General features: G+C 72.0%; 17 protein-coding genes. 1 reads left to right on the forward strand and 16 read right to left on the reverse strand.

Going from position 1 to position 13,373, the window contains the following annotated elements:
* Window positions 1-5: 5 nt before the first annotated feature.
* Complete coding sequence (locus tag CELGI_RS06555) at window positions 6-779, reverse strand: hypothetical protein (protein ID WP_013883329.1); 774 nt, start codon at window positions 777-779, stop codon at window positions 6-8.
* Window positions 776-4,690: a phage tail tape measure protein gene (locus CELGI_RS06560; protein WP_013883330.1), complete on the reverse strand. Its 3,915-nt coding sequence runs from the start codon at window positions 4,688-4,690 to the stop codon at window positions 776-778. The genes CELGI_RS06555 and CELGI_RS06560 overlap by 4 nt, the downstream gene beginning before the upstream one ends.
* A gap of 44 nt (window positions 4,691-4,734) precedes the next feature.
* Here CELGI_RS06560 and CELGI_RS17325 point away from each other — a divergent pair, with 44 nt between their 5' ends.
* Window positions 4,735-4,905 carry a hypothetical protein gene (locus tag CELGI_RS17325; RefSeq protein ID WP_013883331.1) on the forward strand — a complete coding sequence of 57 codons (171 nt, stop codon included), beginning with the start codon at window positions 4,735-4,737 and terminating at the stop codon, window positions 4,903-4,905.
* Here the strand turns inward: CELGI_RS17325 and CELGI_RS06565 are convergent.
* From CELGI_RS06565 to CELGI_RS06630, 14 genes are all read right to left on the reverse strand, one after another.
* On the reverse strand, window positions 4,902-5,129 hold the full coding sequence (locus tag CELGI_RS06565) for a hypothetical protein (protein ID WP_013883332.1): 228 nt from the start codon (window positions 5,127-5,129) through the stop codon (window positions 4,902-4,904). The genes CELGI_RS17325 and CELGI_RS06565 overlap by 4 nt on opposite strands.
* Window positions 5,130-5,278: 149 nt before the next feature.
* On the reverse strand, window positions 5,279-5,803 hold the full coding sequence (locus CELGI_RS16885; protein WP_013883333.1) for a hypothetical protein: 525 nt from the start codon (window positions 5,801-5,803) through the stop codon (window positions 5,279-5,281).
* A 92-nt stretch (window positions 5,804-5,895) separates the two neighbouring features.
* Window positions 5,896-6,420 carry a phage tail tube protein gene (locus tag CELGI_RS06575; RefSeq protein WP_013883334.1) on the reverse strand — a complete coding sequence of 175 codons (525 nt, stop codon included), beginning with the start codon at window positions 6,418-6,420 and terminating at the stop codon, window positions 5,896-5,898.
* Between the two features lies 1 nt (window position 6,421).
* A complete protein-coding gene (locus tag CELGI_RS06580) occupies window positions 6,422-6,649 on the reverse strand; it encodes a hypothetical protein (RefSeq protein WP_013883335.1) in 228 nt (75 codons plus the stop codon).
* A gap of 61 nt (window positions 6,650-6,710) precedes the next feature.
* On the reverse strand, window positions 6,711-7,112 hold the full coding sequence (gp17, locus tag CELGI_RS06585; protein WP_013883336.1) for a tail completion protein gp17: 402 nt from the start codon (window positions 7,110-7,112) through the stop codon (window positions 6,711-6,713).
* Entirely contained in the window at window positions 7,109-7,495 is a 387-nt protein-coding gene (locus CELGI_RS06590; RefSeq protein ID WP_013883337.1) for a hypothetical protein, read from the reverse strand. The genes gp17 and CELGI_RS06590 overlap by 4 nt, the downstream gene beginning before the upstream one ends.
* The gene (locus tag CELGI_RS06595) at window positions 7,492-7,956 is read right to left on the reverse strand and encodes a DUF6093 family protein (protein ID WP_265338695.1); all 465 of its coding nucleotides are present in this window, start codon (window positions 7,954-7,956) and stop codon (window positions 7,492-7,494) included. Before CELGI_RS06595 ends, CELGI_RS06590 begins: the two co-directional genes overlap by 4 nt.
* On the reverse strand, window positions 7,917-8,345 hold the full coding sequence (locus CELGI_RS06600) for a Gp19/Gp15/Gp42 family protein (protein ID WP_013883339.1): 429 nt from the start codon (window positions 8,343-8,345) through the stop codon (window positions 7,917-7,919). Before CELGI_RS06600 ends, CELGI_RS06595 begins: the two co-directional genes overlap by 40 nt.
* 16 nt (window positions 8,346-8,361) lie before the next feature.
* Complete coding sequence (locus tag CELGI_RS06605) at window positions 8,362-8,796, reverse strand: hypothetical protein (RefSeq protein ID WP_013883340.1); 435 nt, start codon at window positions 8,794-8,796, stop codon at window positions 8,362-8,364.
* 83 nt (window positions 8,797-8,879) lie between these two features.
* A complete protein-coding gene (locus tag CELGI_RS06610; RefSeq protein ID WP_013883341.1) occupies window positions 8,880-9,899 on the reverse strand; it encodes a major capsid protein in 1,020 nt (339 codons plus the stop codon).
* A gap of 16 nt (window positions 9,900-9,915) precedes the next feature.
* Window positions 9,916-10,302 (reverse strand): hypothetical protein, encoded by a 387-nt coding sequence (locus tag CELGI_RS16405; protein ID WP_013883342.1) that lies wholly within the window; start codon window positions 10,300-10,302, stop codon window positions 9,916-9,918.
* Between the two features lie 26 nt (window positions 10,303-10,328).
* On the reverse strand, window positions 10,329-10,946 hold the full coding sequence (locus CELGI_RS16410; RefSeq protein WP_013883343.1) for a hypothetical protein: 618 nt from the start codon (window positions 10,944-10,946) through the stop codon (window positions 10,329-10,331).
* A gap of 68 nt (window positions 10,947-11,014) precedes the next feature.
* On the reverse strand, window positions 11,015-12,022 hold the full coding sequence (locus CELGI_RS06625) for a hypothetical protein (protein ID WP_013883344.1): 1,008 nt from the start codon (window positions 12,020-12,022) through the stop codon (window positions 11,015-11,017).
* Window positions 11,991-13,370 (reverse strand): phage portal protein, encoded by a 1,380-nt coding sequence (locus CELGI_RS06630; protein ID WP_013883345.1) that lies wholly within the window; start codon window positions 13,368-13,370, stop codon window positions 11,991-11,993. The genes CELGI_RS06625 and CELGI_RS06630 overlap by 32 nt, the downstream gene beginning before the upstream one ends.
* Window positions 13,371-13,373: the final 3 nt, after the last annotated feature.

Genomic DNA, 13,373 nt, shown 5'->3' on the forward strand with positions numbered 1-13,373 from the left:
CCACGTCACGCCACCCCCGGGATGCCGACCTCGCGGAGCGTGACCGTGTAGTCGGACAGGCCGTGACCCAGGAGGGGCAGCATCTGCAGCACCCGCGCCGGGTCGACGACCTGCACGCGGCACGGCGTGCCCTGCCCCGGCAGGAAGCCGCCCGTGTCGGCGAACGTGGTCCCACTCACCGCCTGCGCCAGCCGCAGGCCGGCGACCAGGCCCGACGTTATGGCGATCTCCACCTGCGGGTAGGTCGGAGCGAGCGACACCGTGAACGGGCGGGCGCCAGTTCCTGCCGGCGCGACGATGTTGACCGGGCTGCCGTAGTCGGTCCGCGTCGTGCCGAGGACGGCCCCCGCGGCCGCCTTGGTCACGCCCGTCAGCCGGTAGCGCACGCCCGACCTGCAGTAGACCGTGAACGCTGTCGGGGTCGGCAGCTCCTTGAAGTCGGGGTAGCCGCTGACCTGGACCCACTCGCCGACGACGCCCGCGGTGAACTCGGGGGCGAGCATGTTCGCCCGCGCGCCCGCCTCGTCGAGCAGCCACGCCTCGTCGAGCAGGCCCTGCGCGGCCACAGTCAGGGTCCCCACCACGGACGGCGGGGACCACGGCGACAGCGCGACCTCCCACGTGCGCGCGGCCCGCTTGGCCGTCTGCACATACCGCGAGCCCGACAGCATCACGATGTCGCGCGACGGGCGCTCGGACGACACGGAGACGCCCGCCTGCACCTCGGGCAGTGCGATCATGTTCGACGCAGAGCCGAACCGGAACCCACTGGTGGTCATCGCTGGCCGAGCCCTTCGTAGGCGATCTTCCCGGACTGGTAGAGCCGCCCAACCTCACGCCGGTCCGGGGCGTAGATGGCGCGCGGCGGGTGCTGCACCCACGCCTCCTTGAGCTGGTTGCCCATGCGGTCGCCCATGCGGTCGATCTGCGCGTCGGTGAACGTCCCTGCGCCGGCAGACGCCGCAGGGACGGGCATCGCGACCGGCGACATCGGCCGAGGCGCGGACGCCACCGCGACCCCCGCTGAGGTCGCGCTGCTCGAGCCGATCGACCCGCTGATCTGCCGGGGCAGCGGGTCGAGGCCCAGCGCCCGACGGATCGCGTCCGCGTTCTGCCGGGCGAGACGCTCGATCTTCTTCGCGATCTTGTCCGCGTCGCGCTCGAGCCCGTCGACCACACCCTCGGCCGCGGACAGGCCGCCGTTGTAGAAGCCGCGCGTGACGATCTCGCCCGCCTGGTCGGAGTACTTCTTGATGTCCCCGAACGCGGTCGTGAGCTCGGTCGCCTCCCGCTGCGACAGCGACAGGATCCCGTCGGCCGCGACCGTGCCCTGCTCGACGCCCAGGCCGATGAGCTCCTGCAGGATGACGCCCGATGCGGGGCCGAGCTTCTTCTGCACCGCCGACAGCTTGCTGCCGAACGCACGGAGCTTGGACGCGTACTGCTTGGCGCCCGCCAGGATCGAGCGGCCCGTGACCGGGACGTCGTACCCGTAGGCGTCCTTCTGCCCGAACATGCCCGACAGCCCGAAGCCGCCCTGCAGCGCCGACGACGCGGACGCCTTGATCGACGAGAGCTCCTGCACCCGGTCGCGCGCCGCGGCCAGTCGCTCCTCGATGCGGTCCGCCTGGCCGTAGAGCTTCTTGAACGCCGCCTCGGCCTGGTTCGCGCGGCGGGCGAATGACTCCCGCTGCGACTTCGACAAGTCCTCGTTGCCGGCGAGCCCACGCAGTTGGTCGACGAGGCCGTACGCGCCGGACAGGCCGCTCGTGGCATCGCTCATCGTGTCGCCGCGACGTGCGTCCACGATCGCTTCCTGCCGCTGATCGAGCAGTCGCTCGAGGCGCTCCACCGCGGCGAGCCACCGCTCGCGCGCCGCGGTCCACGCCTCCATGTCGGCGTCCCGGCCGGACGACTTGTACTTGCGCCACGCCGCGTCACGGGCAGCGTCAGCCGACGACACCGCGCGGCGCGCATCACCCACCGCGCCGCCCGCCGCGAACCGCAGCAGCCCGCCCTGGATCGCGGCGCGCAGACGGTAGATCGCCCCCTGTCCGCCGGCCTTCTCGACGTCGGACGCCGTGAGCACGTGCTCGCCGTTCGACAGCATCGCCGGGATGGAGTCCGACGTGCCCGTGCCGGGGCCGAGGATCGCGCCGCCCGTCGCGTTGAACCGGACATCGGTGCCCGGCACGCGGTACTCGCGTCCACCCTGGGCGTCCACGTAGACGCGGATCCGCTGGCCGTCGTTCTTGATGAGCCAGTCGTTGATGTACCGGGTCGCGCGAGTCGTGTCGACCGCGACCTGGACGTCGATGCTCTCCGGGATCAGCCCGAGCTCGTCGGCCAGATCCTCCGCGGCCGACTTCGACATGCCCATCGCCGACGCCTGCTTGAGGAACTGGTCGCGGACCTTCTGCACCTTCGCCTGCAGGTCCTCCTGCGACGAGCCCGACTCGCGCATCGAGTCGATCAGGTCCCAGCCGGACTCGGCGATAGCGTCCAGCGCCGCAGCGTTCGCGCGGCCCTTCTCCGTCGTCGAGTCGAGCGTGTTGCCGTTCTCCTTGGCCGCGGCCGCGGCGGCGTCGATCGCCTCCTGGTAGGAACGCTGGGCGTCGCGCGTGGACAGGACGACCCCGGCCGCCTCGCGCTGCTGCTCGACCAGTTCCTTGAGTGCGTCCGTGTAGCCGTCGACCGCGAACGTGCCCGCGTCCTGGGCCGCGACGAGCCTGTCGACGGCCGAAGCGTTCTCGTCGGTCGCGGCCGCCGCGCCCTGTGCCGCCGGGCCGACCTCGCCGAGCGCGATCGCGAGGAGCGTCGCGTCGTCGGTCGCCAGGCCGGACGAGTCGGCGACGCCGATGAGCTCGTCCTTGAGCGCCGGCATGAGCTTGAGCAGCTGCTGGCCGTCCGCCGCCGTGCCGCCCGCCTGCTCGAAGAGCTCGCGGAACGCGGCTGACGCGCTCGGCAGGTCGGTCGACGCGAGCGTGCCCAGCTCGTCACCGAACGCCTGCAGCGTGTCGTACTGCTTGGTCCACTCCGTGCGGATGTCGGCGCCGACAAAGAAGTCGGCGAGGCCCTCGGTGACGCCGGTGAAGCCTTTCTCCAAGCTCTGCAGCCACCCGGTCTGCGACGCCTGGTCGATGAACTTCGAGAAGTCGTCGACCGCGTTGTCGCCCGAGAAGAAGCCCCACGCGCCGTTCTCGGTGTCGATCCTCGAGAAGATCGAGTCCACCACCGCGGCGCCGTCGGCCACCTTCCCGAGGTCCGCCGCGAGCTCCTTCGTCCCCTTGCCCGCGTCGTCGGGGCGCGAGGACATCGCGAGGAACGCCCCGCCGATCGCCAGCGCGGCGCCACCTGCGACCTTGGCCGCCTTGCCCATGTTGCGCGAGACGGCCGCCGCCGTCGTGCTCGACATGAGGTTCAGCGACTGCATGGCCGCGATGGTCTCGACCGTCGCCACGGACAGCTTCGCCATTCCGGCCACGCCGAGCAGCACCAGGCCGCCGCCGCCGACGATCGCCATCGTCGCCGCCTGCACGCCACTGGGCAGGCTCGAGTACGCGTTCACGACGTCGGTGACGCCCTGCACCAGGTCGCGGAGGGGGCCGTTGGCGGACTCGCCAGTCTTGATGAGCGCCGTGTCGAACGCGCCGCCGAGCGCCTCGATGTCGCCCTTGAGGTTGTCGAGCTTGGTGGCGGCCGTCTCTGCCGCGTAGCCCTGGTCGTCGACCTGGTCGGTCCAGTCGCGGATGGCGTCCGCGCCCTCCGCGTACAGGATCCGCGCCGTCGTGATCTGCTCGTTGCCGAACATGCGGCCGAGCGCGGCCGAGCGCTCCGCTTCGGTGAGCCCGCCGAGGCGCTGCTGCAGCTGGCCCGCGAGGGACTCGAGCCCGACGAACTTCCCCTGGGCGTCGAACGCCGAGATGTTGTACTTGTCCAACTCCTTCTGTGCCGCCGCCGTCGGGGACGTGAGCGCCATGAGCACGCCACGCAGGCCGGTCCCGGCGGAGTCCGCGAGGATGCCGTTCTGCGCGAGCAGCGCGAGGGTGCCGCTCGTCTCCTCGAGCGAGACGCCCAGCTGGGACGCGACCGGACCGACGTACTTCATGGCGAGCCCGAAGTCGCCGACCTCGCCCGCAGCCTTGCCAGCGGACGCGGCGAGCACGTCCGCGATGCGGGTCGCCTGGTCGCCCTCGAGGTTGAACTGGTTCATCGTCTGCGAGGCGATCTCGGCTGCCTTGGCGACCTCGATGCCCCCCGCCGCCGCCAGGTCGAGAGCTCCATCCAGGCCGCCAGAAAGGATGTCTGTGGCCGAGACGTTCGCCTTGGCGAGCTCGGTGATCGCGTTCGCCGCCTCGGTCGCCGAGAAGACGGTGCGCTCCCCGGCCTCCATCGCGGCGGCCCGCAGCGCGTCGATCGACTTGCGCGCGTCCTCGCCCGTGGCCGCGACCCCGGACATCGCCTGGTCGAAGTCCGCGAACTTCTTCACCGCCAGCCCGGCGATGCCCGCGAGGCCGGCGCCGAGGGCGCCCACCCGGTTCGCCAAGGTGTCGATCTGAGCCGAGTTCTGCTGGATGCTGCGGCCGAGCTGCGTGCCGAACTGCCGCGCCGAGCTCGCGGCCGCCGTCATCTGCGCACGGAAGCCCGTCACGTTCGCGTTCAGCTGCACGCTGACGGTGCGATCGGCCACAGGTTCACCCCTCCCCGGATCGGTTCGTGCGGTTGGATGCAGGGATGAGCGACGAGCAGAAGCGACGCCGGAACCCGCTAGCCCGCTGGTGCCTCGCCGTCGGCGCGGCAGTGAGCGTCATGGGTCTGGCGTTGGCCGCATCGCCCGACGGGGCCGAGCCCGTGGCGGCCATCGGCGGCGTCCTGCTCGGGCTCGGCGTCTTCTGGTCGAACTAGGGCCGCAGCGCCGCGGTCCACAGCAGCGCGTCCTCGTGCGTGGCTGTGGCGCCATACTTCGCGCGGCGTTCGACCTGCGCGCGCCGGATCGCCGTGGTGACGTGGCACCGCGTCGGGGCGGGGACGATGAGCCGGTTCTCGGCCGTGGGGTCCTGGCACACGTCCTTGTCCATGCCGCACAGCGGGCACAGGTGCGCCGACCGGTAGGCGGCGAGCGCGAGCATCCACTGCTGCTCGACGTCGTCCCACTCGACCTCGGGCCGGGATGAGACGATGCGCCCCTCGCTGTCGTGCTCGTAGACGGTCGCCGGCTCCCAGCCCTTGAAGCGCTTGTAGGAGACCCCGAGCGCCTCGGCCCGCTCGAGGTCCGCCCTCAGCGAGGCGTCGCGAGCGATGCGGTCAACGAGAAAGGGGCGGCCGTCACCCCGCGGTTCAGGGCGAGGAGTGCGAGGGCGAACACCTGGAACTGGGCGTTCGACATCTCGTCGGCGAGGCTCATCCAGTCGGTGGCCGGGTCGAAGTCGACGGGCGAGCCGTCATGCTTGTGCGTCACCGAGACGATGCTCTCGGGCATGACCGCGTCCACGAACGTCGAGAGGTTGACGCTGTACGCCTCGTCGGCGGCGTCACCCTTGCGCGGCGGGTGCGCCGCCTCGTGCTCGGCCCAGCGCTTGTTCGACAGCGCGCGCAGGACGAACACCACGGTCGACTCGGCCATCTGCCGCTCGAGGTCCCGCAGCTGTGCGACCAGCTCGGCCTCGGAGTGCGAGGCGAGGGTCTGGCGCTTCTTGCGGACGTCGCCCAGCTCGGCGTCGAGCTGCTCGTGACGGGCGGTCAGGGCGAGGTCGGTGCAGAAGTCGATCGCCTTCTCGGCGCGCTTGATGGTCAGGCTGCTCACGGTGGTGGGGTCCTTCCGGTGGTCACGGTGGTCACGGTGGAGCCCCTGGCGCCCACTCCACCGTGTCGGCGGGCGCCAGGGGTGATGAGGGGTCAGGGGCCGGCGACGACCGCGACCGGCCCGGCGAAGTCCTGCACGAAGGTGTTGAAGACGGACCGCGTGTAGGAGTTGGCCTCCGGCGCCATCGGGATCTTCTGGCCGACCTTGAACTTCACGATGTAGACCTCGTCGTCGGCCGCGTGCGCCGCGTCCCACGCCTTGCCGTAGCGCATGGAGAAGTACAGGACGGTGCCCTCGACGAGCATCTCGGCGAACTTGTTGCTGTCGGTCGCCGCGGCCGAGTTGGTGTTGTCGACGGCCGTCATGCCGAGCGTCACCGTCTTGCGGCCCGGCTCGTTCCGGTCGACGGTCTGGCACAGCAGCTGGACGGCGATCGAGGCCTGCTCGATCCCGATCAGGGCCGAGTCGGCGGTGAGGTAGCACGAGGCGTTCAGCCCGGCGGCTGCGTTGAGCTCGGTGTCCGCCGGGGCGTCGATGTTCGCGATCGTCGACAGGATGTCGATGCGGACGTTCCCGTCGACCGGGGTGACCGGGAGGTCGGGGGTGCCAGTGGCCATGTCAGGACTCCTTCGTGGTGGCCGTCTCCGGGACCGCGGTCGCGGCCGCCGGCTCACGCGAGACATGGCCCGCGAGGTCGATGTGGTGCTTGGCAGGTCGCTGCCACGGCGACGGCGGGTAGCGCTTGGACTTCACGAGCTCGAGCGACACGCCGATGCGCTTGTCGCCCTCCGGCACGTCGAACTCGTGCCGCGTCTCGAGGTCCTTGACCCGGACGTACGTCGTCATGGCTGCCTCCAGGCACGCTCACGCGCCCGCGCGTCGGCGGGTGCAGGGTTCGGTCGTTCGGTCAGGGCGTAGGGGACGCGGCGACGGTCAGCCCGAAGTCGAGCACCGTGAAGAAGGCCGAGGTGTTCGTCGCCGGGAGCGTCACCTGCGGGTCGCGGGTGATCGGCCGAGACGACACGTGCATGAGCGGGCCGCACGTCACCTCGTCCGCCGCGGGAGTCACGAACTCGAGGGCCGCGACCACCTGCGCGGCGAGGATGTGGCACGCCTGGTGGTTCGCCGCCGCGACGGTCACCCGCACACGCGCACGCCGCGTGTGGACCGGGCCAGCGAGCGCACGCCGCACCGGCGTCGGCACGTCGATCGTGACGACTCGCCACGGCAGCGTTGCGCTAGCCGGAGCTTCGCCCTCGAACGTGCCGGCGGGCAGCAGCGCCAGGACCGCCTCACGCAGGCTCGTCACAGCAGCCCCTGAAGTGCCTGCGCCAGCGACGTGACCAGCCGCGGCTCCTCGTCGGCGAGGGGCGCGTCCAGATCCAGCGTGCCGCCGCCGCGGGGCGTGCCGAAGTACGCGATGTTGCCGAGCGCGCCGCCTCGGAGATCCTTGTCCGGACCGATCTCGTAGCCCACGCGGGACGCGAAGCCGGTTCGGTCGTACGTGATCGACCCGGCCATTCCCTTGAAGTGCGGCGACGAGCGCGCGTCGTCGACGAGCGCCGTCTTGATGTTCTGGGCACCCCGCTTCAGCACGGACTCGACGACGTCGATCGAGCGCGATGCTGCGCGGGACAGATCGGCTGTGAGGTCGCGCAGGCCGGACGTGTTCACCGTGAAGCCGTCGCTCACCTCGTCACCTCCTGGACACCGAGCCGGTACGCAGTGGCCTGGGACTTGTGGAGCAGGGCGACAACCCGGAACGTCCGTCCCGCGAGGTGCTCGTCGTCGACCGCGTCCACGATGGTGATCACGTCGCCGACCGCGGGCTCGAACGCCGCGACGGGGACGTGCACCGTGTAGCGCTGCAGCGTCATGGTGTGCTCCGCGAGCGACGCCGTCTGCTCCTGTGCGGCGGTCGCCTGCACGCGGCATTTCCCGGCGTGCGGTGCCAGGCCGGGTCCGTACACGGGCTCGGAGAGCGTCGGCGTCACGTTGCCCGCGGCGTCGGTCGCTGTGCCCGTCACGCGGCGCACGGCGCACGTGTCGCGCATCCTGGCCTCTGCTTCGGCGCGCAGGCCGGGCAGTTCGGCCGCGATGGCGTCCCCGAGGATCACCACTGGCCCGACCGCCACGCGCGCTCGCCCTGGCATGCCAGCCAGCCCGGCTCGTACCGCAGCCGGATCGACGCAGCCTCACCGAGCCCCACGGGTGCGAGGAGGTCCCACTCGTCGTCGGTGATGCGCAGCGCACCGTCCGACGTCGCCTGGTCCCGGGTACGGGTCACCGACCCGTCGTCGACGGTCACGGTGACGGCGCGCAGCCCCTCGGGGTTGCGCAGCACGCGGACGACCGCGTTCGCCTCGACCATCACGACGACGTCGAGGAAGCCCGGCTCGTCCGCGACGCGCGCAGCGAGGTCAAGCACCCGCGAGCGGATCAGGACCTCGGCGTCCCTGAGGAGGGCTACGGCCTGCGCCGGGTCGGTCAGGGGGCGGCCGAGACGGACCTCCACGTCGTCCGGCGTCGCGTAGGTCGTCACGGCCGCCCGCCCCCTTCTACTGCTGCGCCGCGGCGACAGCGGTGCGGATCTCGTCCTTCGTCGCGTCCTCGGCGTGCTCGACGCCGTGCGCGGCGGCCCACAGCGCCCACGCGTCGCGGCTCGAGCGTCCGTTCGGAGGCGTCAGCGGGTCGGCCGGCTCGTCGTCCTCGGTCGGATCCTGGTCGTCGTCCTGCTTGTCGGCACCGGCCGTGGCGCCCTGCTCGGCGGCCGGGCCGAGCTCGGCCGGGTTGCCCGGCGTGAGAGGGACGACCGAGGTGGGGTCGGGCGGCGGCGTCGGGCCGGTGCGCTTCGTGGAGGAGGAGGCGAGCAGGTGCTCGCCGACCTTGGCGCCCTTCGGGACGTCGTCCCCGGCGCGGAGCTGGACGGCGAGGCCGTCGATGTGCACGAACGTGACGCCCTCGAGGTCGTCACGGATCTTCTTCTGGGCCACGATCGGCCCTCCCTTCGGTGGGTCGGGCAGGCGGGTGCCGGCGGTGCGGCCGCCGCCCGGGGGAGGCGGCCGCACCACGGGGGTCACGCCAGGACGGTCGCCTTCAGCGACAGGTCCGCGTTGGCCAGGACCGGCATGCCGACCGCGTCGCCGTTGACCTCGGCGATCATCGGCGGCTTCTCGTTGCGGTACACGCCCGCCACGATGCCGGGCTGCTCGGCGTCCTCGATGGCCCAGTCGTCGGCCGTCGAGGAGAGGGTCTGCCCCCAGAAGGACGCCCCCAGCTGGGTGCCCTGCCAGTCGTCCGGGTCCACCGGCTCCGGGAGCAGCAGCAGCTCGTTGTCGGGCAGGACGAGGCCCGCGGCGGTGCGGCGCGTGTAGACCTCGATCGGCGGCAGCCCGGCGCCCGCGACGATCGCGTTCACGTCCTCGATCGTCGCGGGACGCGAACCCCCACCGACCAGGGAGGTCTTGAACTCGTCGCCCTGGGCCATGACGCGCAGGACGCGACGCGAGACGAGGATGACGCCCGGCGGGACGCCGTTCGTCGCCTCGTACGTGTCGGACCACGCCTGCAGGTCCGCCAGACGGGAGACCGACGTCGCCGAGGACCACAGCGCGGCCGCCGTGACGGTGTGCGATGCGCTGCGCCCGAACGAGTCCGCCGTCGCGAGCTCGGGGATCGTGGCCACACCCGTGCGCAGCACGATGCCGCGCAGCCGCTCCATGCGGTCCGCGATCGCCTGCACGACCTGGGTGGACGTGGACAGGATCTGGTCGAGGATGACCTCGTCCGACGCGCCGCGCGTGCGCAGCTGGTCGTACTCCGAGACCGGGATGACCTGCCCGATCGCGGGCAGCTCGAGGATCGTGCGCTTCCCGCCGGGCTTCTTGCCGACCGTCGGCTCCGCGTCGAACGCACGGAACTCCGCCTCGGCGACGAGGCCGGCCTGGCCCGCGACGAACCGGACCTGGATGTCCGGGACGATGCGGTTCGGCAGGAACCGGGCGAGGTTGCCGCGGCGCTGCTCGACGGCGGACAGGGCCTCCCGGACGTACCCCGTCAGGGTCGCCGGGTCGATGAGATCGGTCCAGAGTGCCATGAGCCGATACCCCCTCTCAGATGAAGACGAACGTGGTCGCGGCGCGCTTCGCCGCGGCCGTGGGCGCGGTGAAGGCGATGGGCAGCTTGGCCGTGCGGATCCGGCCGTGGTCGAGCAGCGGCACACCGAAGTCCGCCGTGCCGACCACGCGCTGGTCGGTCAGCACGAAGCCCGCGAGAACGCCAGCCCCCGTGACCGTGGCCTCCGTCGCGTCGTAGGGGACGAGGACGCCCCCCACCTTCGCGACGGGCAGACCGGCCGGGATGAAGCCGTTCGGGTAGTGGGTGCCGGCGGTGAAGGCGGAGATGTCGAGGACCTCGGTGCGCGCGTTGGCGATGCCGTGCGTCGAGCCGAGCCAGGACTGGTCTCCACCGCCGAACGTCTCGGTCGTGAGACGGGGCATGGTGATCCCTCCTCAGGGAGTCGTGGTCAGGTCTTGGACTTGCTGGGGTGCCGCTCGGCGAACAGCGAGCGGCCCGCCGCGACGGACGTCGCCTTGTCGGCGCCCCCACCGCCGCCCTGCGACGGGTCCGGCTTCGGCGTGGGCGCCGTCGTCGGGATGAGGGCCTTGAGCGCCTCGGCGTCGGCCTCGAGCTCCGCCTTCGTCGCGCCCGTCAGACGGGGCGCGAGCTGCAGGTCGAGGCCCTTGGCGGCGGCGACCTCGTACCGCAGTGCCCGCAGATCGGCGGCCGCAGCGTCGCGCTGCGCCTGCGCCAGATCGTCGGCTGCCCTCTGCTCGGCGGACTTCTTCGAGTCCTCGATCTCCTTGCGGAGCTGGGCAAGGTCGGCCTCGGCCTTCGCGCGGGCCTCCCGCTCGGCGACCAGGGCCTTCTTGCCGGGCTCGCCCAGCGGCTCGTCGCCGCTGTCCGAGGGCACGCCGTCGTCAGTGCTCGGCGCCGGAGCCGGCGTGGCCGGCGTGCCCGTGCCAGGGGTGCCGTCCGGTGCGGCCGGGTCCGTGACGAACCGGAGCCGCGCGAACCGGGCGGGCGTGCCGGGGGAGTGGGTGAGGGGCCACGCCATCGCAGCGGGGGCCTTGGTCGTCGTCATCGTGCGGTCTCCGAATCGCTCGGGAGGGGCCCGACCGCATCGCGCGGCGGGAGAACTGGTGGAGCTGGCTACAGGACCCAGCCATAGAGCCGCAGCAGGCGCAGCGCGTCGGCGCGGTCGATCGCGATCGCGTAGATCGACTCGGGCATCAGCCGCGGCGCCCGCAGCGAGCGGTACCGGCCGGCGCGCTCCGTGCCCTGGTCGCGGACGCTCCGTGCCTGCGACATCCGCCGGTAGGCGATGCCGCGGCGCGTGACCCCCTCGGTGGAGTACTTCACGGTCCGGTCGAACACCTGGGCGGACCGGACTCCGCCGCTGGCGCGGTAGGCGTTGATCAGCTGGTTCACGTCGGCGCCGTCGATGTAGGCCTGGGCGTTCGCGCGCGAGCCGAGCGCCTTGCGCAGGCCCTCCTCGTCGAGCGACCCGAGGTACTCGGCCGCGTTCACCGTCAGGTCATCGGCGATCGCCTCGGCGGCCGGGATGTTGTGGCAGTCGCAGCCGGGGTGACGGTCGAACGCCGTCGCCTCTCCTGTCGTTCGGCCGGCCAGGATCACGCACCGCCCGCAGGACGGCGGCGTGAGCATCCGCACGTACCGCACGGGCCCGCGCGCGTTCCCGGCCATCCGCTCGGCCGTACGGCCCGTGTCCGACAGCAGCGTGCCCGCGGCCGCGGTCAGCCAGGCGCCGGCGCCCGCGAGTGCTCCGCGCCAGTCCGCACCCTCGCCTGCGAGCGACTTCGCACGCAGGACCGCGCCGTAGGCCATCTCGTCGGTGCCGAAGCCTGCGCCCGTGGTGCCGACGAGCGCCGCCGGGTCGACGGCGTACTCGGCGCGACGGACAGTGCGGCTCGTCTGCGCCAAGACCTCGGGCACGTACTCGAGCGCGCCAGCCGTGATCCGCTCCTGGGCTGTGTCGAGCGTGAGCAGCAGCTGGCGTTCGATCTGGGCCCATGAGGCGTCGAAGTCCTCGCCCATCCGGGACCACAGGCGCCGGACCGCAGCGACCGCGGCCCCCATCTCGGCGCGCTGCGAACGCGCGTACGGCTCAGCTGCCGGCGGCAGGGCCTGCAGCGCCACCGGCCAGCTCCTTCACGCTCAGCGCGCTCAGGTACGGGTCGGCGTCCTGACGCTCGAAGTACTCCCGCTCACGCTTCTTGCGGGGCTCCGACCACCCGAGCTCGTCCCAGGCGCCCTCACGCGAAAGGATCGGCACCCCGCCTGCGAGCTTCTGGATCGCGTCGGCGCGCTGGGCGAAGGTCGGGGTCGCCGCGTCGTGCCACAGCGTGCGGATCGGGTTGCCGGCGGCCCACTCACCCGTGGTGAAGCGGCGCGACAGGCCCATGACCCAGCCCCAGGAGTCGCCCCAGTCCAGACCCTTGCCCTCGGCGTTCTTGATCAGGCGGGACTCGTCGGCGCGGATCGCGCCCTCTGCGGCTGGGTTCGCGGTGGAGACGACGAAGTACCGGATCGGGAGACCAGAGATCGAGGCCAGCAGACCGCCGTAGTGCTGCACCGTGTCGGTGATGTTCTTCAGGTCTGCGGCCTGGAACTGCCCGGCGGTGACGCCGGTGCCCGCGTAGGCCATGAGTGCCGTGTAGTACGCCTCCCAGACCGTCAGGGGCTCGCCCGTCTTCGCGTCGACCATCTTCGAGGGGTCGACCCCGAAGACGTAGCGCGCGGGCACGGCGTGCGACTCCTGCGCGACCTGGAGGTTCGTCAGGGAACGTGCTGCGGCGTCGACGAGGGGGATTGCGTCGGCCATCTCCGACGTGCCCCACCAGTCGCCCGGACGGCGCCGGTTGAGGAACATCACGACCGGGACCCGGCCGAGACGGTGCTCGTCACGGCCGACGACCGTCCAGCCCCGGGCGGTGGGCTCGAGCCACAGCGTGCCGTTCGGCGTGTACAGCGTGCGGCGCCGCTGCTTGTCGAAGTCGAGGTACTGGCGCAGGCACCCCGCCATCTGCCGCTTGCGGGTGTCGACGGCCGCGACCATCTGCCGGGACGGCTCGACCGAGATGATGGGGTGCTCCCGGTCGTCCTCGTTGGTCCCGACCGTGACGAAGCCGCGGCCGAACTTCGCGGTCTCCGTGTGCAGCATCGGGGCGCCCGAGTCGAGGTTGTTCGCCTCCCACTGCTCGCGCAGTTCGTCGGACGTCTGCTCCTGGCCGGCCTCGACGAACCCGCGGACGTCCAGGCGGCGGACCGGCTCGTCGACCACGATGCGCGACCAGTTCACGACCGTCTCGAAGCGGCGCAGCTCGGGCGGCACAGCGAGACCGATCTGAGCCAGGCGCTGCGTGCCCTCGTAGTAGCGCTCCATCAGCGCGTCGTGCTTGCTCCTGGCGGCCGCGGCCTTCACCAGGCGGCCCATCAGGCGCTGCTCGTCGTCTGTCAGCTGGTGCTCCTTCAGCAGCGAGACCACGAG

Source organism: Cellulomonas gilvus ATCC 13127 (assembly GCF_000218545.1).
In the GTDB taxonomy this organism is placed as follows: Bacteria; Actinomycetota; Actinomycetes; order Actinomycetales; family Cellulomonadaceae; genus Cellulomonas; species Cellulomonas gilvus.